The organism is Streptomyces sp. NPDC104814 (assembly GCF_055583185.1).
The window spans coordinates 86384-107155 of the sequence record NZ_JBVJOL010000003.1 but is presented as its reverse complement, the minus strand read 5'-3'; the positions used below and the strand labels follow the sequence as shown (position 1 = coordinate 107155).

At 71.8% G+C, this 20772-nt stretch carries 20 protein-coding genes; 13 read left to right on the top strand and 7 right to left on the bottom strand.

Features of this window, described 5'->3' with window-relative positions:
* The first annotated feature begins 275 nt into the window (after positions 1 to 275).
* The gene (locus ACZ64A_RS13590) at positions 276 to 722 is read left to right on the top strand and encodes a DUF6542 domain-containing protein (RefSeq protein WP_469810326.1); all 447 of its coding nucleotides are present in this window, start codon (positions 276 to 278) and stop codon (positions 720 to 722) included.
* On the opposite strand, the gene ppgK is transcribed toward ACZ64A_RS13590, so the two are convergent.
* Both ppgK and ACZ64A_RS13580 read right to left on the bottom strand, forming a co-directional pair.
* Positions 719 to 1465: a polyphosphate--glucose phosphotransferase gene (gene ppgK, locus ACZ64A_RS13585; RefSeq protein WP_469810324.1), complete on the bottom strand. Its 747-nt coding sequence runs from the start codon at positions 1463 to 1465 to the stop codon at positions 719 to 721. The genes ACZ64A_RS13590 and ppgK overlap by 4 nt on opposite strands.
* Before the next feature lie 29 nt (positions 1466 to 1494).
* On the bottom strand, positions 1495 to 2511 hold the full coding sequence (locus tag ACZ64A_RS13580; RefSeq protein ID WP_469810323.1) for a 4-hydroxy-3-methylbut-2-enyl diphosphate reductase: 1017 nt from the start codon (positions 2509 to 2511) through the stop codon (positions 1495 to 1497).
* Between the two features lie 65 nt (positions 2512 to 2576).
* Here ACZ64A_RS13580 and ACZ64A_RS13575 point away from each other — a divergent pair, with 65 nt between their 5' ends.
* The 4 genes from ACZ64A_RS13575 to ACZ64A_RS13560 all read left to right on the top strand — a co-directional run bounded on the left by ACZ64A_RS13575 (position 2577) and on the right by ACZ64A_RS13560 (position 6157).
* A complete protein-coding gene (locus tag ACZ64A_RS13575; RefSeq protein WP_469810321.1) occupies positions 2577 to 3941 on the top strand; it encodes an APC family permease in 1365 nt (454 codons plus the stop codon).
* 59 nt (positions 3942 to 4000) lie between these two features.
* Entirely contained in the window at positions 4001 to 5209 is a 1209-nt protein-coding gene (gene xseA / locus ACZ64A_RS13570) for an exodeoxyribonuclease VII large subunit (RefSeq protein WP_469810320.1), read from the top strand.
* A 9-nt stretch (positions 5210 to 5218) separates the two neighbouring features.
* Positions 5219 to 5440: an exodeoxyribonuclease VII small subunit gene (locus ACZ64A_RS13565; RefSeq protein ID WP_469810319.1), complete on the top strand. Its 222-nt coding sequence runs from the start codon at positions 5219 to 5221 to the stop codon at positions 5438 to 5440.
* A 126-nt stretch (positions 5441 to 5566) separates the two neighbouring features.
* On the top strand, positions 5567 to 6157 hold the full coding sequence (locus tag ACZ64A_RS13560) for a malonic semialdehyde reductase (protein ID WP_469810318.1): 591 nt from the start codon (positions 5567 to 5569) through the stop codon (positions 6155 to 6157).
* Between the two features lie 107 nt (positions 6158 to 6264).
* Here the strand turns inward: ACZ64A_RS13560 and ACZ64A_RS13555 are convergent, their stop codons facing one another.
* A complete protein-coding gene (locus tag ACZ64A_RS13555; protein WP_469810317.1) occupies positions 6265 to 6795 on the bottom strand; it encodes a DUF4245 domain-containing protein in 531 nt (176 codons plus the stop codon).
* A 128-nt stretch (positions 6796 to 6923) separates the two neighbouring features.
* On the opposite strand from ACZ64A_RS13555, the gene glpX reads away from it, so the two are divergent.
* Entirely contained in the window at positions 6924 to 7958 is a 1035-nt protein-coding gene (gene glpX, locus ACZ64A_RS13550; protein ID WP_469810316.1) for a class II fructose-bisphosphatase, read from the top strand.
* Positions 7959 to 8064: 106 nt separating this feature from the next.
* On the opposite strand, the gene ACZ64A_RS13545 is transcribed toward glpX, so the two are convergent.
* On the bottom strand, positions 8065 to 8442 hold the full coding sequence (locus tag ACZ64A_RS13545) for a WhiB family transcriptional regulator (RefSeq protein ID WP_469810315.1): 378 nt from the start codon (positions 8440 to 8442) through the stop codon (positions 8065 to 8067).
* A gap of 122 nt (positions 8443 to 8564) precedes the next feature.
* Positions 8565 to 9266 carry a DUF1707 SHOCT-like domain-containing protein gene (locus ACZ64A_RS13540; protein WP_469810313.1) on the bottom strand — a complete coding sequence of 234 codons (702 nt, stop codon included), beginning with the start codon at positions 9264 to 9266 and terminating at the stop codon, positions 8565 to 8567.
* A gap of 179 nt (positions 9267 to 9445) precedes the next feature.
* Here ACZ64A_RS13540 and ACZ64A_RS13535 point away from each other — a divergent pair, with 179 nt between their 5' ends.
* Complete coding sequence (locus ACZ64A_RS13535) at positions 9446 to 11116, top strand: fumarate hydratase (protein WP_469810312.1); 1671 nt, start codon at positions 9446 to 9448, stop codon at positions 11114 to 11116.
* A 107-nt stretch (positions 11117 to 11223) separates the two neighbouring features.
* On the opposite strand, the gene ACZ64A_RS13530 is transcribed toward ACZ64A_RS13535, so the two are convergent.
* Positions 11224 to 11616 carry a cupin domain-containing protein gene (locus ACZ64A_RS13530; RefSeq protein ID WP_469810310.1) on the bottom strand — a complete coding sequence of 131 codons (393 nt, stop codon included), beginning with the start codon at positions 11614 to 11616 and terminating at the stop codon, positions 11224 to 11226.
* Positions 11617 to 11726: 110 nt separating this feature from the next.
* On the opposite strand from ACZ64A_RS13530, the gene ACZ64A_RS13525 reads away from it, so the two are divergent.
* The 4 genes from ACZ64A_RS13525 to ACZ64A_RS13510 all read left to right on the top strand — a co-directional run bounded on the left by ACZ64A_RS13525 (position 11727) and on the right by ACZ64A_RS13510 (position 16957).
* A complete protein-coding gene (locus tag ACZ64A_RS13525) occupies positions 11727 to 12422 on the top strand; it encodes a TetR/AcrR family transcriptional regulator (RefSeq protein WP_469810309.1) in 696 nt (231 codons plus the stop codon).
* 40 nt (positions 12423 to 12462) lie between these two features.
* Positions 12463 to 13869 (top strand): class II fumarate hydratase, encoded by a 1407-nt coding sequence (locus tag ACZ64A_RS13520; protein ID WP_469810308.1) that lies wholly within the window; start codon positions 12463 to 12465, stop codon positions 13867 to 13869.
* A 72-nt stretch (positions 13870 to 13941) separates the two neighbouring features.
* Entirely contained in the window at positions 13942 to 14640 is a 699-nt protein-coding gene (gene fomD, locus ACZ64A_RS13515) for a cytidylyl-2-hydroxypropylphosphonate hydrolase (protein ID WP_469810306.1), read from the top strand.
* 226 nt (positions 14641 to 14866) lie between these two features.
* The gene (locus ACZ64A_RS13510; RefSeq protein WP_469810305.1) at positions 14867 to 16957 is read left to right on the top strand and encodes an ATP-binding SpoIIE family protein phosphatase; all 2091 of its coding nucleotides are present in this window, start codon (positions 14867 to 14869) and stop codon (positions 16955 to 16957) included.
* 58 nt (positions 16958 to 17015) lie between these two features.
* On the opposite strand, the gene ACZ64A_RS13505 is transcribed toward ACZ64A_RS13510, so the two are convergent.
* A complete protein-coding gene (locus ACZ64A_RS13505; RefSeq protein ID WP_469810304.1) occupies positions 17016 to 19325 on the bottom strand; it encodes a transglycosylase domain-containing protein in 2310 nt (769 codons plus the stop codon).
* Positions 19326 to 19569: 244 nt separating this feature from the next.
* Here ACZ64A_RS13505 and ACZ64A_RS13500 point away from each other — a divergent pair, with 244 nt between their 5' ends.
* The gene (locus tag ACZ64A_RS13500) at positions 19570 to 20508 is read left to right on the top strand and encodes an SPFH domain-containing protein (RefSeq protein ID WP_469810303.1); all 939 of its coding nucleotides are present in this window, start codon (positions 19570 to 19572) and stop codon (positions 20506 to 20508) included.
* 83 nt (positions 20509 to 20591) lie between these two features.
* Positions 20592 to 20771 (top strand): type II toxin-antitoxin system antitoxin, encoded by a 180-nt coding sequence (locus ACZ64A_RS13495; RefSeq protein ID WP_469810810.1) that lies wholly within the window; start codon positions 20592 to 20594, stop codon positions 20769 to 20771.
* The last annotated feature ends 1 nt before the right edge of the window (position 20772 follow it).

The window sequence follows — 20772 nt, the reverse complement described above, 5'->3', positions numbered from 1 at the left end:
GTCTCGAACGGCCGGCCGGGGTCCGCCGAACGGCGTGTTACAGGTGTGAGCGGGCACCGGAACCGACCTAAGTTGGTCCAATGGAGCAGCACAGGACGCGACCCGCCCAGTCCGCACCGCGCCGCCGCACGCCGTCGCCATCGCCGTCACCGCTGCCGCCGCAGGCGCGGCGTGGCAGGCCCGGCCCGGACGGCGCACGACCGGGGCGGCCCGCTTCGGGGGCCGCGCGCCGGGCCGACGCCGGCCCGGACGCCGGGGGCGCTCAGCGCCGCGCGGTGAGTGTGCGGCGGCCCGCTCCCCCGCTCGCCCCGCCGGGGCGCCGGCTGCCCGGCCCGCGGCTCACCGGGCTCGGCAGCGGGCTGTTCTGCTCGGCCGTGATGATCGTGCTCGGTCTGGCGCTGCGGATGCTGTTCGGGCCCGCGCCGACGGCGTACGGCGTGCTCTTCCTGCCGGTGTGCGTGCTCACCGCGGTGTGGGTGCGCAAGGGGGATCTGCTGACCGCGCCCGTGGTGGTGCCGATCGCGTTCGCCGCGGGGCTGGTGCCCCTGGTCGACGGGGGCGACGGGCTGGGCAACCGGCTGATGGTCTGGGTCACCGCCCTGGCCGGCGAGGCCGGCTGGCTGTACGCCGGCACCCTGGTCGCCGGCGTCATCGCCGTCACCCGCCGCCTGGGCCTGGCCCACCAGCGACGCCGGCAGGCCGCGGCACGCTGCAGGCCCTAGCTGCGGGCCGCCGCGCGCATCGCCGCGCCCACGATGCCCGCGTTGTTCTGCAGCTGGGCGGGGACGATGTCGGCCCGGATGCCCTCGATCAGGTGCAGGAACTTGTGGGACTTGCGGCTGACGCCGCCGCCGATGATGAACAGCTCCGGCGAGAACAGCATCTCCACGTGCGCCAGATACTTCTGCACGCGGTGGGCCCACTGCTCCCACGACAGGTCGTGGTCCTCCTTGGCCTTGCTGGAGGCCCGCTTCTCCGCGTCGTGGCCCTTCAGCTCCAGGTGGCCCAGCTCGGTGTTGGCCAGCAGGGCGCCGTCGGTGAAGACCGCGCTGCCGATGCCGGTGCCGAAGGTCAGCACGACCACCGTGCCCCGGCGGTCCTTGCCGGCGCCGAAGCGCATCTCGGCGAGGCCCGCCGCGTCCGCGTCGTTGACCACCGTCACCGGCAGGCCGCCGAGCCGTTCGCCGAACAGGGCGCGCGCGTCGGTGTCGATCCATCCCGGGTCGACGTTGGCCGCCGTACGCACCGTCGACCCGCCGGTGACCACGCCCGGGAAGGTGAGGCCGACCGGGCCGCTCCAGCCGAAGTGGCCGACGACCTCTCTCACGCCGTCGGCCACGCCGTCCGGTGTCGCCGGGTGCGGGGTCAGGACCTTGAAGCGCTCCTGTGCGAGGTCGCCCCTGTCGAGGTCGACAGGGGCACCCTTGATCCCGGATCCGCCGATGTCCACGCCGAAGATCTGCATGGCTCCACGTTACGACGGACCACTGACGGTCACGCCTGCGCCGGACCGCTTCCGCCGCGCTCGGCGGCCAGCGCGGCCGCCTCCTCGCGCAGGTCGCGCCGCAGTTCCTTGGGCAGGGAGAAGGTGATGGACTCCTCGGCGGCCTTGACGATCTCCACGTCCTCGAAGCCGCGCTCGGCGAGCCAGGCGAGCACCTGCTCGACCAGCACCTCGGGCACGGACGCACCGGAGGTGACGCCGACCGTGCTCACGCCGTCCAGCCACGCCTCCTCGATCTCGTCGGCGAAGTCCACCAGGTACGCGGCGCGGGCGCCGGCCAGCTTGGCGACCTCGACCAGGCGCTTGGAGTTGGAGGAGTTGCGCGAGCCGACGACGATGACGAGGTCGGCCTCGGCACCCATCTGCTTCACGGCCTGCTGGCGGTTCTGCGTGGCGTAGCAGATGTCGTCGCTGGGCGGGGAGACCAGGCCGGGGAACTTCGTCTTCAGCGCGTCGACGGTCTCCATGGTCTCGTCCACGGACAGCGTGGTCTGGGACAGCCAGACGACCTTCGACGGGTCACGGACCTCGACCTTGTCCACGTCGCCGGGGCCGTCGACGAGCTGGATGTGGTCGGGGGCCTCGCCGGAGGTGCCGATGACCTCCTCGTGGCCCTCGTGGCCGATCAGGAGGATGTCGTAGTCCTCGTTCGCGAACCGGACGGCTTCCTTGTGGACCTTGGTGACCAGCGGGCAGGTGGCGTCGATGGTGGCGAGCCGGCCCTGGCGGGCCTCCTCGTGGACCGTCGGGGCCACACCGTGCGCCGAGAACATGACGATGTTGCCCGGCGGCACCTCCTCCGTGCGCTCGACGAAGACGGCGCCCTTCTTCTCCAGGGTCTGCACGACGTACTTGTTGTGGACGATCTCGTGCCGGACGTAGACCGGGGCCCCGTACTGCTCCAGGGCCTTCTCGACGGCGATCACGGCGCGGTCCACGCCCGCGCAGTAGCCCCGGGGGGCGGCGAGCAGGACACGGCGGCCAGGCGAAGCAGTCATGCGTCCCATCGTAAGGGTGCGTTCGGCCGCACAGAGATCGCGTCGCCCTGGCCGCCGGGGGAAAACTGGTTCACATGTCCGACACGGAGACGACGGCCTCCCCGGCCGGCGCGCACGACCGGCTCTCCCGCAGCCTGGGTTTTCGCGATCTGGTGGTCTACGGGCTGCTCTTCATCGCCCCGATGGCGCCCGTCGGCGTGTTCGGCACGCTGGACGCCAAGTCGCACGGCGCGGTGGCGCTGGTGTACGTGGTGGCGACGGTCGCGATGGCGTTCACCGCCTTCTCCTACGCGCAGATGGTGCGGGTCGTCCCGCTCGCGGGTTCGGTGTTCGCCTACGCGCGCGCGGGGCTCGGCGAGGGCGCCGGGTTCGTGGCCGGCTGGATGGCGATGCTGGACTATGTGCTGATCCCGGCGGTGGCCTATCTGTTCTCCGGGATCGCGATGAACTCGCTGGTCCCCGAGGTGTCCCGGTGGGTGTGGACGGCGCTCGCGGTGGTCGTCACGACGCTGCTGAACCTGTGGGGGGTGCGCACGGCGGCCCTGGTGGGCTTCCTGGTGCTGGCGATGGAGATCGTCGTGCTGCTGGTGTTCATGGTGGCGGCGATCGTGGTCCTGGTGCGGGACGGCGCCCAGCGGGACGTGCTGTCGCCGCTGTCCGGGGACGGCTCGCAGGGCGCGTTCGCGCTGTCGGCGGTGGTCGGGGCGGTGTCGGTGGCGGTGCTGTCGTACCTGGGCTTCGACGCGATCGCCACATTCGCGGAGGAGACCACCGGGGGCTCGGCGAAGGTGGCGCGGGCGCTGCTGTTCTGCCTGGCGCTGGCCGGTGTGCTCTTCGTCGCGCAGACCTATCTGGTCGCCCTGCTGGAGCCCATGACGTCCGCGCAGCTGGCCGCGGATCCGGCCAAGCAGGGGTCGGCGTTCTACGACGCGGTGGACTCCTCCGTGGGCGGCTGGCTGCACGACCTGGTGGCCGTGAGCAAGGCCGTCGGGGCGGCGTTCGCGGCGCTGGCCGGGCAGGCGGCGGCCGGGCGGCTGCTGTTCGCGATGGGCCGGGAGCGGCGGCTGCCGAAGGCGCTGTCGCGTACGGACGGCGGGGTGCCGCGGGTGGCGCTGCTGTGCGCGGCGGTGATCACACTGGTCGCGGCGGGGTGGGCGGCGCGGCGCGACGACGGGCTGGACAAGCTGGTGTCGGTGGTCGACATCGGCGCGCTGACGGCGTTCACGCTGCTGCACGCGAGCGTGGTGGGGTACTTCGGGCGCCGGGCGGGTGAGCGGAGCTGGTGGCGGCATGTGATGGTGCCGGTGGTGGGTGCGGCGATCACGGTCGCGGTGATCGTGGAGGCGTCGGGCGCCGCGCAGGTGGTGGGCGCGGTGTGGCTGGTCGTCGGCCTGCTGGTGCTGGTGGGGCAGCGGGGCCGGACGCGGGCGCGGCTGTAGCGCGGCGGCGCCTCGCCCGTTCGGCCCCGGTGTCGGTGGCGACCGTTACTCTCGAGCGCATGGCTGTCTCCACGTCCCCCGAAACCCCGATCCCGGTCGGTGAGGTGTCCCGGCTGATCGGCGGCTGGATCGACCGCCTCGGCGCGGTGTGGGTCGAGGGGCAGATCACCCAGCTGTCGCGCCGCCCGGGCGCCGGCGTGGTGTTCCTGACGCTGCGCGACCCGTCGTACGACGTCTCGGTGAGCGTGACCTGTTACCGGCAGGTGTTCGACACCGTCGCGGACGTCGTCGGCGAGGGTGCCCGGGTCGTGGTCCTGGCCAAGCCGGAGTGGTACGCGCCGCGGGGGCAGCTGTCCCTGCGGGCCGCCGAGATACGGCCCGTCGGCGTCGGGGAGCTGCTGGCGCGGCTGGAGCAGCTGAAGAAGGCGCTGGCGGCCGAGGGGCTGTTCGCGCCGGAGCGCAAGAAGCCGCTGCCGTTCCTGCCGCAGCTGATCGGGCTGGTGTGCGGCCGGGCGTCGGCCGCCGAGCGGGACGTGCTGGAGAACGCCCGGCACCGCTGGCCGCAGGTGCGTTTCGAGGTCCGCAATGTCGCCGTGCAGGGTGTCCACGCGGTGCCGCAGGTCGTGCAGGCCGTGAAGGAGCTGGACGCGCTCGACGAGGTCGACGTGATCGTCGTGGCCCGTGGCGGCGGCAGCGTGGAGGACCTGCTGCCGTTCTCCGACGAGCAGCTGGTGCGCGCGGTGGCGGCGTGCCGTACGCCGGTGGTGTCGGCGATCGGGCACGAGCCGGACAACCCGCTGCTGGACCACGTCGCCGACCTGCGTGCTTCCACTCCGACGGACGCCGCGAAGAAGGTCGTGCCGGACGTCGGCGAGGAGCTGGAGCGGGTGCGGATGCTGCGGGGGCGGGCCCGGCGGTGTGTGCAGGCGTATCTCGAGCGGGAGGAGCGCGGGCTCGCTCACGCGCTGGCCCGGCCGGTGATACAGGATCCGCACCGGATGCTGGACGAGCGGACCGACCAGGTGGAGTCGCTGGTGGAGCGGTCCCGGCGGTGCCTCGGGCATCTGCTGGACCGCGCGGACTCCGAGCTGGCGCACACGCACGCGCGTGTGGTGGCGCTGTCCCCGGCGGCGACGATGAAGCGCGGGTACGCGGTGCTGCAGAAGGCCGACGGGCATGTGGTCCGCGATCCCGGCGAGGTGGCGGCCGAGGAGCCGCTGCGGGCGCGGGTGGCCGAGGGTGAGTTCACTGTCCGAGTCGACGTTTAGGTTGGGTGGATGACCAGCAAGGTGGATGAGGCGCTCGGGTACGAGCAGGCACGGGACGAGCTGATCGACGTCGTACGGCGGCTGGAGGCCGGCGGGACGACGCTGGAGGAGTCCCTCGCCCTGTGGGAGCGCGGGGAGGAGCTGGCGAAGGTGTGCCGGCGCTGGCTGGAGGGCGCCCGGGCGCGGCTGGACGCGGCGCTGGCGGAGGAGGAAGAGGGCGGCGAGGAGTAGCCGGCGGCGGGTGTGAAGGCCCTCACGCCGACTGTTGTTGAAACTTGAACCTTCTCTGGCGTACCGTCGAAGACGTCAGACGGTCCGGCACGCCGGATCCGGACGCACCCCAGAGAAAGTTCACGCATGTCTCTCGTTCTTGACCCCGCCGCCCAGGACCTGCTCTTCCGCGAGGCCCGCACCGCGAACGCCTTCACCGACGAGCCGGTGACCGACGAGCAGGTGCAGGCGATCTACGACCTGGTCAAGTACGGCCCCACCGCCTTCAACCAGACCCCGCTGCGCATCACCCTGGTCCGCTCCCCCGAGGCCCGCGAGCGCCTGGTGCAGCACATGGCCGAGGGCAACCAGCCCAAGACCGCCTCCGCCCCGCTGGTCGCGATCCTCGCCGCGGACAACGAGTTCCACGAGGAACTGCCGGCCCTGTTCCCGGCGTTCCCGCAGGCCAAGGACGTCTTCTTCGCCGAGCGCCCGGTCCGCGAGAACTCCGCGCTGCTCAACGCCGCCCTCCAGGCCGCGTACTTCATCGTCGGCGTGCGCGCCGCCGGCCTGGCCGCCGGCCCGATGACCGGCTTCGACGCCGAGGGCGTGCGCAAGGAGTTCCTGGACGACGACCACACCCCGCTGATGATCGTCAACATCGGCAACCCGGGCGAGGACGCCTCCTACCCGCGCGCCCCGCGCCTGGCGTACGACGAGGTCGTCACCACGGTCTGACCCGCGGGACCGGCCAGGCGTCACCCGCGCCCGAGCCGCTCGTTGCACGACAAGAGGCCCCCAGCACCGCCGGGGGCCTCTTCGCATGCACAGGGACGAACGCGTGCTCAGGCCAGCTTCAGGGCCTTGACCATCTCGGTCAGCTGCGCGAAGGAACCGGTGCCCGCGACCACGGTGGTCGAGCCGCCGGGCGTGTCCCGCAGCACCAGCGCGTCGTAGCGGCCGCCGGTGTAGCGGATCCAGGTGCGGCCGGCGATCTGCTCGGTGACGGCCGTGGCCTTCGCGCCCTGACTGGCCTCGGCGATGAACGCCGAGCGCTTCTGCGTGGACTGCTCGATGGCGACATACTGGCCGTCGGGGGCACTGAAGCCCAGGTGCCAGGCGTCGGCCTGGTCGCCCCGGAAGCGGACCGACGTCGCCTTCCAGGTGTCCGGCAGACCCTCCGGCGCGGCCACCGGGTACGAGGCCGCGCGGCGCGCCGTGATCAGCTCGACGCTGTAGTCGACCCGCTTGAGTTCGGGAGCGTGATCGTCGTGCGGGATGGCGAAGAAGTAGACGGCCAACGCCGCGATCCCGATCACGGCCAGGGAGAGGATCATGTCCCGGGCCGTCTTCTGTTTGCCGTTCGAACCTGCCACGCCCCCTATCGTCGCAGGTGCCCGGTCCGCTCATACGTGGGGTCCCCTGCTCATTTTGTCGGACTGACGATAGAGTCGGGGCCGAACACCCTCATCCGGCCGTCGTCGTATCAGAAAGGTGCGCTCCGATGACCGAGCATCATCACTTGCCGTCCGAGCTGGACGTCCCGTCCGAGGCCCCCGACCGCAACCTCGCCCTGGAGCTCGTCCGGGTGACCGAAGCCGCGGCCATGGCCGCCGGCCGCTGGGTCGGACGCGGCGACAAGAACGGCGCCGACGGCGCCGCGGTGCGCGCCATGCGCACCCTCGTCTCCACCGTGTCGATGAACGGCGTCGTCGTCATCGGCGAGGGGGAGAAGGACGAGGCGCCGATGCTCTTCAACGGCGAGCGCGTCGGTGACGGCACCGGGCCCGAGGTCGACATCGCCGTCGACCCGATCGACGGCACCACGCTGACCGCGAAGGGCATGCCCAACGCGATCGCGGTGCTGGCCGCCGCCGAGCGCGGCGCCATGTTCGACCCGTCCGCCGTCTTCTACATGGACAAGCTGGTCACCGGCCCGGAGGCCGCGGACTTCGTCGACATCGACGCGCCCGTCGCGGTCAACATCCGCCGGATCGCCAAGGCCAAGCGGGCCACGCCCGAGGACGTCACCGTCGTCATCCTCGACCGGCCGCGCCACGAGGGCCTGATCAAGGAGGTCCGGGAGGCCGGGGCGCGCATCAAGCTGATCTCCGACGGCGATGTGGCGGGGTCCGTCTACGCGCTGCGCGAGGGCACCGGCGTCGACCTGCTGCTCGGCATCGGCGGCACGCCGGAGGGCATCATCTCGGCCTGCGCCGTGAAGTGCCTGGGCGGCACGATCCAGGGCAAGCTGTGGCCCAAGGACGACGAGGAGCGCCGGCGCGCCATCGACGCCGGGCACGACCTGGACCGCGTGCTGACGACCGACGACCTGGTGTCCGGGGAGAACGTGTTCTTCGTCGCGACCGGCATCACCGACGGTGAGCTGCTGCGGGGTGTGCGCTACCGGTCCGACACCGCGCTGACCGAGTCGATCGTGATGCGGTCGAAGTCGGGGACGGTGCGGAAGATCGACTCCGAGCACCGGCTGCGCAAGCTGCGGGCGTACAGCGCGATCGACTTCGACCGGGCGAAGTAGCGCCGCGGGGCGGCCCTGACCGCCCGGCGTTCGAGAGCCCTGCCCGGCATGCGAGAAGGGGCGCCCCTGTGCGGAGGGGCGCCCCTTCCTCGGCTTCCGGGCCGGCTCAGCCCGCTGCGGCTATGCGGCCCGTCGTCGTCGCCGTCTTCTTCAGTTCCATGTCGCGGCGGCGGCGCCGGGCCAGGACCACGCGGCGTTCGGCCGCCGTCAGGCCGCCCCAGACGCCGTACGGCTCGGGCTGGAGCAGGGCGTGCTCGCGGCACTCGACCATGACCGGGCAGCGGGCGCAGACCCGCTTGGCGGCCTCCTCGCGGGAGAGCCGGGCCGCGGTGGGTTCCTTGGACGGTGCGAAGAACAGGCCGGCCTCGTCGCGCCGGCACACCGCCTCGGTGTGCCAGGGGGCGTCTTGTTCCCTGTCTCGCGCCGGCCCCCGCTGGGCCGGAACAGCAGCTACCTGCAGAGACGAATGCGGCGGTTGCAGCACGGTCTACTCCTGACGACGGCTTCGCGAGCGAGCGACGATGCAGCAAGCCCTACCCGCTGTACGCGCGCCTATGCACTGAGTTCCCAACCGCCCGGTCCGCGACGGCCCCCGCCGCGCCCCCGTCAGCGGTCCAGGTACCTGCCCACACTCCGGTCGACCTTGCGCTGGACCTTGTCGAGGATGTCCGCGACGAGCTTGCCGCGCTTGGGGCGCGCCTCGATGCTGCCGAGCACGGCCCAGCCGTCGACGTAGACGACCGGGGCGTCGGCGTCGGCGGAGTCGAGGGTGTCCACCTCGAAGCTGCCGAGCACGCCACCGCCGGTGCCGCGCAGCGAGACGTTCTCCGGGACGCGCACCTCGACGCTGCCGAAGACCGAGAAGGCCTTGATCACGACCTGCTGGTATTCGAACAGGGCCTCGCTCAGGTCGATCTCGACGCTGCCGAAGATCGCGTACGCGTGGATCCGGCGGCCCGCGCGCCAGCGGCCCCGGCGGACGGAACTGCTGAAGACGGCGACCAGGTTCTCGTCCGGGTCGACCGGGACGACGCCCGGGGCCGGCCGCTGCGGGGCGGCGGCATGGGCCGGGGCGGCCGGACGCCGGCCGGCGGGCAGGTCGCGGACGTAGATCTCCAGCTCGCCCACCGTCTTCGCCGCGAGCACGCCCTCGACCCGCTCGGCGTGCTCCTCGGCGGTGAGCCGGCCCTCGGCGAGGGCGTCCCGCAGGATGTCGGCGATGCGGTCGCGGTCGGCGTCGGAGGCGCGCAGCTCGGCGACCGGAGTGGCGGTCTGCGCGTGGGGGTCCACCTGCTTCTGAAGGTCCACGACCGCAGCATAGCGAAACACGATAGATCGCGATAGCCCCGCTGGGGGTGAACCGGGCCCCGCCCGCCCGGGACGAACTGAGCCTTACCTCACAGGCTTCGCGCCGGCGGCAGGTTCTACGCTGGTGGGGCCCGCCAGCGTCGGCGGGCCGCCGTCCGTAGAGTGAGGAATGGGCTGAGATGCCTGAGTTCGCGTACACCGATCTGCTCCCCCAGGGCGAGGACACCACCCCGTACCGGCTGGTGACCTCCGAGGGCGTCTCCACGGTCGAGGGACCGGACGGGCGGACGTTCCTCCAGGTGGAGCCGGAGGCGCTGCGCAAGCTGGCCGAGGAGGCCATCCACGACATCCAGCACTACCTGCGCCCGGCCCACCTCGCCCAGCTGCGCCGCATCATCGACGACCCCGAGGCGTCGAGCAACGACAAGTTCGTCGCGCTGGACCTGCTGAAGAACGCGAACATCGCGGCGGCCGGCGTGCTGCCGATGTGCCAGGACACCGGCACCGCCATCGTCATGGGCAAGCGCGGGCAGAACGTGCTCACGCGGGGCCGCGACGAGGAGGCGCTCAGCCGCGGCATCTACGACGCCTACACCCGGCTCAACCTGCGCTACTCGCAGATGGCTCCGCTCACCATGTGGGAGGAGAAGAACACCGGCTCCAATCTGCCCGCCCAGATCGAGCTGTACGCCACCGACGGCGGCGCCTACAAGTTCCTGTTCATGGCGAAGGGCGGCGGCAGCGCCAACAAGTCCTTCCTGTACCAGGAGACGAAGGCCGTCCTGAACGAGACCTCCATGATGAAGTTCCTGGAGGAGAAGATCCGGTCGCTCGGCACGGCCGCCTGCCCGCCGTACCACCTGGCGATCGTCGTCGGCGGCACCAGCGCCGAGTACGCGCTGAAGACCGCGAAGTACGCCTCCGCGCACTACCTGGACGAGATCCCGGCGGAGGGCTCGGAGCTCGGCCACGGCTTCCGCGACAAGGAGCTGGAGCAGAAGGTCTTCGAGCTGACGCAGAAGATCGGCATCGGCGCGCAGTTCGGCGGCAAGTACTTCTGCCACGACGTGCGCGTGGTCCGACTCCCCCGGCACGGCGCGTCCTGCCCGGTCGCCATCGCCGTGTCCTGCTCGGCCGACCGCCAGGCCGTCGCGAAGATCACCGCCGAGGGCGTCTTCCTGGAGCAGCTGGAGACCGACCCGGCGCGCTTCCTGCCGGAGACCACGGACGAGCACCTGGACGAGGCCGGCGACGTCGTCGAGATCGACCTCAACCAGCCGATGGACACGATCCTCGCCGAGCTGAGCAAGTACCCGGTGAAGACCCGTCTGTCGCTGACCGGCCCGCTGGTCGTGGCCCGTGACATCGCGCACGCCAAGATCAAGGAGCGGCTGGACGCGGGCGAGGAGATGCCGCAGTACCTGAAGGACCACCCGGTGTACTACGCGGGTCCCGCGAAGACCCCCGAGGGCTACGCCTCCGGTTCCTTCGGCCCGACGACCGCCGGGCGCATGGACTCCTACGTGGAGCAGTTCCAGGCGGCGGGCGGCTCGAAGGTGATGCTGGCCAAGGGCAACCGCTCCAAGCAGGTCACCGACGCGTGCAACGCCCACGGCGGCTTCTACCTCGGCTCCATCGGCGGCCCCGCCGCCCGCCTCGCCCAGGACTGCATCAAGAAGGTCGAGGTCCTGGAGTACGAGGAGCTGGGCATGGAGGCGGTCTGGAAGATCGAGGTCGAGGACTTCCCGGCGTTCATCGTCGTGGACGACAAGGGCAACGACTTCTTCCAGGACCCGGCCCCGGCGCCGACGTTCACTTCGATCCCCGTGCGTGGGCCGGGTCTCGCGTGACGCGTTCCTGAAGCAGGCCGGAACGGCCCCCGCCCGGCGACGGGTGGGGGCCGTTCCGCGTTCGGTCCCCGTCCGGTCACGGCGGGGGCCGTTCCGCGTTCGGGGGGTCAGGGCCGTACCGGCTCCAGCCGCGTCCCCTCCCGAGGTGACAGCGACAGCAGCCGGACCGGGCCATCGACCTCCATACGGTGCCACCTGCCGCGCGGGACGACGACGGCCGTGCCGCCGGTCAGGGTGGTCGCCCGCTCCGGCTCGTCCGTGGTGTCCGGCCGGAGGAAGAAGCGCACCCGGCCGCTGAGCACGCAGACCAGTTCGTCGGCCTCGGGGTGCATTTCCCAGTGGTCGGCGTGGACGTCGGCGTCCGACGCGGCATGGAAGGCCGCCAGCTGCCAGGAGCCGGGGCGGCCCTCGGTCATCCGGCGCTCGCCGGCGCTGACGCCGGCGCCGGGTCCCACGTGGACGGCGGCCGTGAAGAGGTCGATCGGGGTGAGCGTGGTCATGACGGGAGTCCCTCCGGTCGGCTCGGTAAGTTTTTGTACACGTAAGAAAACTAGCCCTCCGCTCCCCCGTCCGTCCAGCCCCCGCCGGCCGGTGCGCCATGATGGGGCCCATGTCCACCGCCCCCTCGCCCCCCGGCCGCCCCGGCAGACCGCCCCGGCTCTCCCGCGCGGAGATCGTCACCGCGGCGCGCCGGATCATCGACGAGGAGGGGGTCGCGAAGCTCACCATGCGGCGGCTGGCCAAGGAGATCGGCAGCACCCCGATGGCCCTCTACCACCACGTGCGGGACAAGGAGGAGCTGCTGCTGCTCCTGCTGGAGGACTTCGCCGGGCAGGCGCCCCGGCCGTCGCTGCCGGCCGGCCCGCGCGAGCGGCTGCTCGCCGCGGCGACGGCCATGCGGGACCTGCTGGCCCGCTGCCCCTGGCTGGTCGAAGTCCTCACCGCCGACGACCTGTTGGCGCCCTCCGCCCTGTGGTTCGTCGAGCAGGTCGTGGACGCGGCGATCGCCTGCGGACTCACCCCCGAGCAGGCCGTGCACGCCTACCGGTCGATCTGGTACTACACGGCAGGCGAGCTGATCGTCCGCGCGACCGCCGCCCGCCGGCGTGCGACCGACGAGCGGCCGACCTACCGTGACCAGGTGTTCGCCGGCCTCGATCCGTCCGCCCTGCCCCGCCTCGCCGCGCTCGGAGCGCGCTGGGCGGAGCTGACCGCCGAGGACACCTACGCCGCCGGCCTGCGCGCCCTGGTCGACGGACTGCTGAACGCGGCGGGGGCGGGAACGCCGTACCCGAGCGGGGAATAGGTGTCCCCGGACCCTTGCTGATCTTCGTGGAGGTACGACGATGACGACGACCGGAAGCAGCGGCACCGACTACCGCATCGAGCACGACTCCATGGGCGAGGTGCGCGTCCCCGCCCACGCCAAGTGGCGGGCGCAGACGCAGCGGGCCGTGGAGAACTTCCCCATCTCCGGGCAGCGCATCGAGCGCGCCCACATCGAGGCGCTGGCGCGGATCAAGGGCGCCGCGGCCAAGGTGAACGCCTCGCTCGGCGTGCTGGACAAGGACGTGGCGGAGGCGATCCAGGAGGCGGCCCGGGAGGTCGCCGACGGGCAGTGGGACGACCACTTCCCGGTGGACGTCTTCCAGACCGGCTCCGGCACCTCGTCCAACATGAACACCAACGAGGTCATCGCCACCCTCGCCGGCGAGCGGCTCGGCCGGGACGTGCACCCCAACGACCATGTGAACGCGTCGCAGTCGTCCAACGACGTCTTCCCGTCCTCGATCCACATCGCTGCCACCGCCGCCGTCACCCGGGACCTGATCCCGGCCCTCGACCATCTCGCCGCCGCGCTCACCCGCAAGGCGGAGGAGTTCGCGGACGTGGTGAAGTCCGGGCGCACGCACCTGATGGACGCCACGCCCGTCACCCTGGGCCAGGAGTTCGGCGGCTACGCGGCCCAAGTGCGCTACGGCGTCGAGCGGCTGAACGCCTCGCTGCCCCGGCTCGCCGAACTCCCCCTGGGCGGCACGGCCGTCGGTACCGGCATCAACACCCCGCCCGGATTCTCCGCCGCCGTCATCGAGGAGGTCGCCCGCGCCACCGGGCTGCCGCTGACCGAGGCCCGCGACCACTTCGAGGCGCAGGGCGCGCGGGACGGCATCGTCGAGACCAGCGGGCAGCTGCGGACCATCGCGGTCGGCCTGACGAAGATCGCCAACGATCTGCGCTGGATGTCCTCGGGGCCGCGCACCGGCCTCGCCGAGATCTCCCTGCCCGATCTGCAGCCCGGTTCGTCGATCATGCCGGGGAAGGTCAACCCGGTCATCCCCGAGGCCGTCCTGATGGTCGCCGCGCAGGTGATCGGCAACGACGTCACGGTCGCCACCGCGGGCGCCGCCGGCAACTTCGAGCTGAACGTGATGCTGCCGGTCATCGCCAAGAACGTCCTCGAGTCGATCCGGCTCCTCGCAGGCGTCTCCCGGCTGCTGGCCGACCGCACCGTGGACGGGATCGTCGCGCACCGCGAACGCGCCCGGGAGTACGCCGAGTCCTCCCCGTCGGTGGTGACCCCGCTGAACAAGTACATCGGCTACGAGGAGGCCGCCAAGGTCGCCAAGAAGGCGCTGGCGGAACGCAGGACGATCCGGCAGGTCGTGCTGGAGAGCGGATACGTCGAGCGGGGCGACCTCACCGAGGAGCAACTGGACGAGGCGCTGGATGTCCTGCGGATGACACGGCCGTAACATGCGGGGCCGGGACGGCGAACCGTGACGCGAACCGCAGCGTCACATGGCCATGCCACCTAATATCTGTGCATGGCAGACGGTGATGTGATGAGACGCGCGGACGGGGACGGCGGTGCTGCGGCGGGCTTCTGGGCGCCCGGGACACAGGTCCTGTGGCGCTATCGGGTCAACGGCGGCGAGGGCTTCCACATCGCCCGGCCCGTCACCGTCGTCCGCGACGACGAAGAGGTGCTCGCCGCCTGGATGGCGCCGGGCACCGAGTGCGTCAAGCCGGTCCTCGCCGACGGCACGCCCGTGCACCGCGAGCCGCTCGCGACCCGCTACACCAAGCCGCGCACGGTGCTGCGCGACCGCTGGTTCGGCACCGGGGTGCTGAAGCTGGCCCGGCCGGGCGAGCCGTGGTCGGTGTGGCTGTTCTGGGATCCGGGCTGGCGGTTCAAGAACTTCTACGTCAACCTGGAGGACCCGCTGGCCCGTTGGGCGGGCGGGGTGGACTCCACCGACCACTTCCTGGACATCGAGGTGGGACCGGACGGCCGTTGGCAGTGGCGGGACGAGGACGAGTTCGCGCAGGCGCAGCGGGACGGGCTGATGGGTGCCGAACTCGCCGAGCGGGTCCGGGCGGCGGGCCGGGACGCGGTCGAGGCGATCCGTGCCTGGCAGGCGCCCTTCTCGGACGGCTGGCAGCACTGGCGGCCCGATCCGTCGTGGCCGGTGCCGCGGCTGCCGGACGACTGGGATCGTACGCCCGCGCATGTGTCCTCATGAGACCCTTGATGCGCCCCCGGGCAGGAAACGTAGGATCGTCCTCCGCAAGGGCGCGCGGGGCAACCACCGGTGCGTGTACCGAGTCTGATCCGACGTCACCGAGGGGCGGGCAGGACGTGAGCGAGGGCAACCAGGGCGCCGCCGGAATTCCGTTCCTGGGGCACGTATTGCGGGTATCGGCATGTCGGCGGGCGGAACTGCGTGCCCGGCGCGCAGCCCCGGACGGATGGATGCGACACGCGTGACGGAGCACCCCACCTACGAACGCCCCCAGCAGGGCGCCGGCCCCGCGGATCCCCGCGGGGCGCTCCTGCGTGCCTCCACGCCGGCACGTACGCCCGGCGCGGGGGCCTTACCGCTGCGGGGCGCCCAGGCCCGTGCCGGGGACACCCCCGGCACGGCCACGCCGAGCGGGACGGGGCCGGCCGGCTCCGGCCCGGAACACGCGCAGCCCGCGGCGGCTCCCGAGCCGGACACGCTGCGGCCGCGCCCGGTACCGGAGGCGATACCGCTGCAGCCGGGAGGTGAACAGGGCGTGCACGGCGGCCAGGAGCGGCGCACCGGACAGGGTCCCGCGCCGGGCCGGCCCACACCGATGCGCCGGGACGGCGACCGCCTGCGGTTCGTGGGTGCGGCGACCCGGCGGATCGCCCGCGGCCTGGACCTGGACGAGATCGTGATGGGGCTGTGCCGGGCCACCGTGCCCACGTTCAGCGACGCCATCCTGGTGTACCTGCGCGATCCGCTGCCCGTCGGCGACGAACGGCCCATGGGCCCCGTCGTGCTGCGGCTGCGCCGTACCGACCGGATCCCGGAGGACCGGGACACCGAGAGCGGTTTCGCGCCCCTGCCGCAATCCCAGCAGCCGGAGCCGTGGGAGCTCGCCGACCTCGCGTCGGTGACGGCCGAACTGTGCGAGGTGCGTCCCGGCGGCGCGCTCGCCGAGGTGCTGCGCGGGGTGCGCCCGGTGTTCGCCGACGCGCCCGCCGCGCGTGCCGCGCTGCCCGAACTCCTCGGCGCCGGCGGCGACCTCGTCATCCCCAGCGGCCAGCGGGCGATCCTCGCGCCGCTGCGCGGGCGGCGGCGGGTGATCGGCGCGGCGGTGTTCCTGCGCCGCCCGGACCGCATCGCGTTCGAGGCGGACGACCTGCTGGTGGCGGCCCAGCTCGCCACGCACAGCGCCCTCGGCATCGACAAGGCGGTGCTGTACGGCCGGGAGGCGTACATCGCCGACGAGCTGCAGCGCACCATGCTCCCGGAGACCCTGCCCCGGCCCACGGGCGTGCGGCTGGCGTCCCGGTACCTGCCGGCCGCGGAGACCGCGCGGGTCGGCGGCGACTGGTACGACGCGATCCCGCTGCCCGGCAGCCGCGTCGCCCTCGTCGTCGGCGACGTCATGGGCCACTCCATGACCAGCGCGGCCATCATGGGCCAGCTGCGCACCACCGCGCAGACCCTGGCCGGGCTGGACCTGCCGCCGCAGGAGGTGCTGCACCACCTCGACGAACAGGCGCAGCGCCTGGGCACCGACCGCATGGCGACCTGCCTGTACGCCGTCTACGACCCGGTCTCGCACCGCATCACCATCGCCAACGCCGGCCACCCGCCGCCCGTCCTGCTGCACCTGGGCGGGGAGGCGGAGGTGCTGCGGGTGCCCGCGGGCGCCCCGATCGGCGTGGGCGGCGTGGACTTCGAGGCCGTCGAGCTGGACGCGCCCGCCGGGGCGACGCTGCTGCTGTACACCGACGGGCTGGTGGAGTCGCGGCTGCGGGACGTGTGGACCGGCATAGAGCAGCTGCGGGAGAAGCTCGCCGCGACCGCACAGCTGACCGGCCCGGACCATCCGCCGCCGCTGGAAGCCCTGTGCGACGAGGTGCTGGACATGCTCGGCCCGGGCGACCGGGACGACGACATCGCGCTGCTCGCCGCCCGCTTCGACGGGATCGCGCCGAGCGACGTGGCGTACTGGTTCCTGGAGCCGGAGGACGCCGCGCCCGGCAAGGCGCGCCGTCTGGCCCGCCGCCAGCTGGAGCGCTGGGGCCTGGAGGAGCACATCGACTCGGTGCAGCTCCTGGTCAGCGAGGTCGTCACGAACGCCGTGCGGTACGCCTCCCGCCCGGTCACGCTGCGGCTGCTGCGCACCGACGTGCTGCGCTGCGAGGTGGGCGACGACGTGCCGCAGCTGCCCCGGCTGCGGCAGGCGCGCGCCACGGACGAGGGCGGCCGCGGGCTGTACCTGGTGAACCGCATGGCCCGCCGCTGGGGCGCGACCCGGCTGAGCACGGGCAAGGTGGTGTGGTTCGAGCTGAACCGCTGACCGCTTCCGTACGACGAAGAAGGGCGCCCGGTGTGGACCGGGCGCCCTTCTTCGTCTGTCACGGGCGGGTGTTGCCGCCGCCGGTGCCGGTGCCGGACCCGCCGAAGATCGGGTTGTCCGGCTGGCCGCTGGGTGTCCCGGACGGCGTCTGCGAGGGCGGCTCGGTCGTCGGCGTCTGGGACGGCTCCTGGGTCGTCGGCGTGTGCGACGGCTCCCTCGTCGTCGGTGTCTGCGACGGCGGCTCGGTCGTCGGCGTCTGCGAGGGCGCCTGGGTCGTCGGCGTCGTGGACGGGGTCGGCGTGAACGACGGCTCGACCGCGGCGCCCTGGTCGGTGTCCAGGTCGAACTCGCTGACCTCCTTCTGGACGCCGAAGGTGTAGTCGGCCCAGATCAGCGCCGGGAACTTGCCGCCGTTGATGCGGGGCAGGCCGGCCGCGCCGTGCATGGAGACGTGCTTGCCGTTCTCCGCCACGGACTCGCCGAACAGGCCCACCGAGGTGACCAGGTCCGGCGTGTAACCGGTGAACCAGGCCGACTTGTTGTCGTCGGAGGTACCCGTCTTGCCCGCCACCTTCTGCCCGTTGCGCAGCGGGTTCTCCCGCACCGAGGTACGGGCCGTACCGTCGTCGATCACGCCGGTGAGGACCGAGGTGACCGTGTCGGCGGCCTTGCGGCTGATGACCTGGTCGCCGATCGGGTCGGGCAGGTTCACCGTGTGGGCGCTGGACTCGACCTTCTTCAGCAGCGCCGGGGTGACCTTCTTGCCGTGGTTGTCGAGGGTGGCGTAGACGCCGGCCATCTGCAGCGGGCTCGCGCCCATCGAACCGAGCGTCTGCGCGGGCACCGCCTGCAAGTCCTTGGTGTCCATGCCGAGCTTGCCGGCGACCTCCATCACCTTCGGCATGCCGACGTCGACACCCATCTGCGCGAAGACCGAGTTCACGGACTGGTTCATCGCGTTCTGCACGCTGATCGGACCGTAGTCCTGGTCGTCCTCGTTCTCCGGGGCGAACCCGACGGGGGTGCCGTGGTCCACGACGGGGCGCTTGCTGGTGCCGTCGTAGATCGTGTCGGCAGCGATCGCCTGGCCCTTCTGGGTCGTCGCGGCCTCGTCGATCGCGGCGGCCAGGATGACCGGCTTGAAGGTGGAGGCGGGCTGGTAGTCCGTGCGGGTGGCGTTGTTCGTGTAGTGCTTGTAGTAGTCCAGGCCGCCGTACATCGCCACGACCGCGCCCGTCTTGGGGTCGACCGAGACCCCGCCGGCCTGGACGTCACCGTCGACCTTGCGGGTCTTCGGCTTCAGCTTGCTGGTCAGCTCGTCCTTGACGGAACTCTCCAGCGCCGCCTGCTTCTTCTTGTTGATGTTGAGGGTCAGGGTCCAGCCGCCGCGGCCGACGAGGTCCTCGGCCTCCTTCATGTTCGCGGCGGTGCCCTGGGCGACGAGCCGCTTCTCCAGCTCCTTGTTGGCGGCCGCCACCAGGTAGCCCTTCTGGCCGCTGAGGCCGGGCGAGGGCTTGGGGTCCTTGGGGACGGGGAACTTCATCGCCTGGCGCTGGGAGGCGTCCAGCCAGTGCTCCTGGACCATGTTGTCCAGCACGTAGTTCCAGCGCTGCGTCACCAGCTTCTTGCCGGTGTCGGTGGCGGAGGACCAGTCGTACTGGCTCGGCGCCTGGAGCAGTGCGGCGAGGTAGGCGCCCTGCTCGACGCTGAGCTGGTCGGCGTCGACGCCGTAGTAGGCCTGCGCGGCGGCCTGGATGCCGTAGGCGTTGCGGCCGTAGTAGCTGGTGTTGATGTACCCGGCCAGGATGTAGTCCTTGGACTTCTCGCGGTCCAGCTTCAGCGAGATGACCATTTCCTTCAGCTTGCGGCTGACGGTCTGTTCCTGGGTCAGGTAGTAGTTCTTGACGTACTGCTGGGTGATCGTCGAGCCGCCCTGCGCGCCCTTGCCGGAGAGCGTGTTGAGGATGCCGCGCGCGGTGCCCCGCACGTCGATGCCGGAGTCCTTGTAGAAGGTCTTGTTCTCGGCGGCGACAAAGGTGAGCTGCACCTTCTTCGGGACGCGCGCGAGGTCGACGACCTCGCGGTTCACGTCACCGTCGCGGGTCATGATCGAGCCGTCGCTGTACTTGTAGACGTTGCTCTGCTTCTTGGCGTCGGCGTTCCCCTCGGGGATGTCGATCATCATGTAGAGCACGACGAAGGCGCCGATGCCGAGCAGGAGGAGACCCAGGATCGTGCCGAGGATCTTCTTCCAGGTGAACAGCCGGCGTATACCGCTCTTGCCGGCCGTCCGCGACGAACGGCGGCGCCCCGGCGCCGCGCGGCGTCCCGCACGCTGCCGCGCTCGTCTCTCTTCCGCTCGTCCCATGGGGTGCTTCCTCGCTCCGCTCGTTCCGGGGGCTCAGGTCAGCTCAGAAAGCTAACACCGCTGGTTGTGACAAAGGGCGTCCGATCCGGTCTTTTACGGACGTGACAATGAGCACCCCTGCCTGGGGAACCGACGCTCGGGGGCGGTTGAGGGTTGCCCCGGCGGGGAAAAGTGATATCACTTAGATAGACGTACGTAAGCTTCGGCGGCACGGAAGCGCCGCTTCGAGAAACGGGGGGACTCCATGTCCGCGACACCTACGCCTGTGGATTCGGCCGATATGCCGGACATGCCCGCGCCTCGGGTGCGGGAGTTCGCCGCGCACAGCATCGGGGGCGGGTTCGCGCTGCTGCTCGGGCTGGTGGGGCTGCTCGTCGCCGTCGGCGCGATCGGGGGCGGCGCGGTCGCCACGGCGGCGGCCGTGAAAGGCGTACTGATCACCCTGGGCGTGCTGATCGGCCTCGCGTCCTTCCTGTCGCTGTGCGGGCTGAACACGGTCGCGCCGGGCGAGGCGCGGGTGGTGCAGCTCTTCGGGCGCTACCGGGGCACGATCCGCGAGGACGGGCTGCGCTGGGTGAACCCGTTCACCTCGCGGCAGAAGATCTCGACGCGGGTGCGCAACCACGAGACGGCCGTCCTCAAGGTCAACGACGCCTACGGCAACCCGATCGAGCTGGCCGCGGTCGTGGTGTGGAAGGTGAACGACACCGCGCAGGCGACGTTCGAGGTCGACAACTACCTGGAGTTCGTCGCCACCCAGACCGAGGCGGCCGTGCGGCACATCGCCATCGAGTACCCCTACGACGCCCACGACGAGGGCGGGCTCTCGCTGCGCGGCAACGCCGAGGAAATCACCGAGAAGCTGGCCGCGGAGCTGCACGCGCGGGTGGACGCGGCCGGCGTGGAGATCATCGAGTCCCGGTTCACGCATCTCGCGTACGCTCCGGAGATCGCCTCCGCGATGCTCCAGCGGCAGCAGGCCGGCGCGGTCGTCGCGGCGCGGCGGGAGATCGTCGACGGGGCCGTCGGCATGGTGGAGGCGGCGCTCGCACGGATCGCCGAGCAGGACATCGTGGAGCTGGACGAGGAGCGGAAGGCGGCGATGGTGTCGAACCTGATGGTGGTGCTGTGCGGGGACCGGGCGCCGCAGCCGGTGCTGAACACCGGGACGCTCTACCAGTGACGTCTTCCGAGTCCTCGGGGACGCCGGAGCCGCCGGAGCCGCCGGAGGCTTCTCGCCGGCGGCGGCCGCAGCAGCGCAAGCAGGTGCTGTTGCGGCTGGATCCGGCTGTGTACGACGCGCTCGCCCGGTGGGCGTCGGACGAGTTGCGGTCGGCAAACGCGCAGATCGAGTTTCTGCTGCGGAAGGCGTTGCTGGAGGCGGGGCGGTTGCCGCGGGACGCCGGGCCCATGCCTCGGCGGGGGCGGCCGCGGGGGCAGTCCTGAG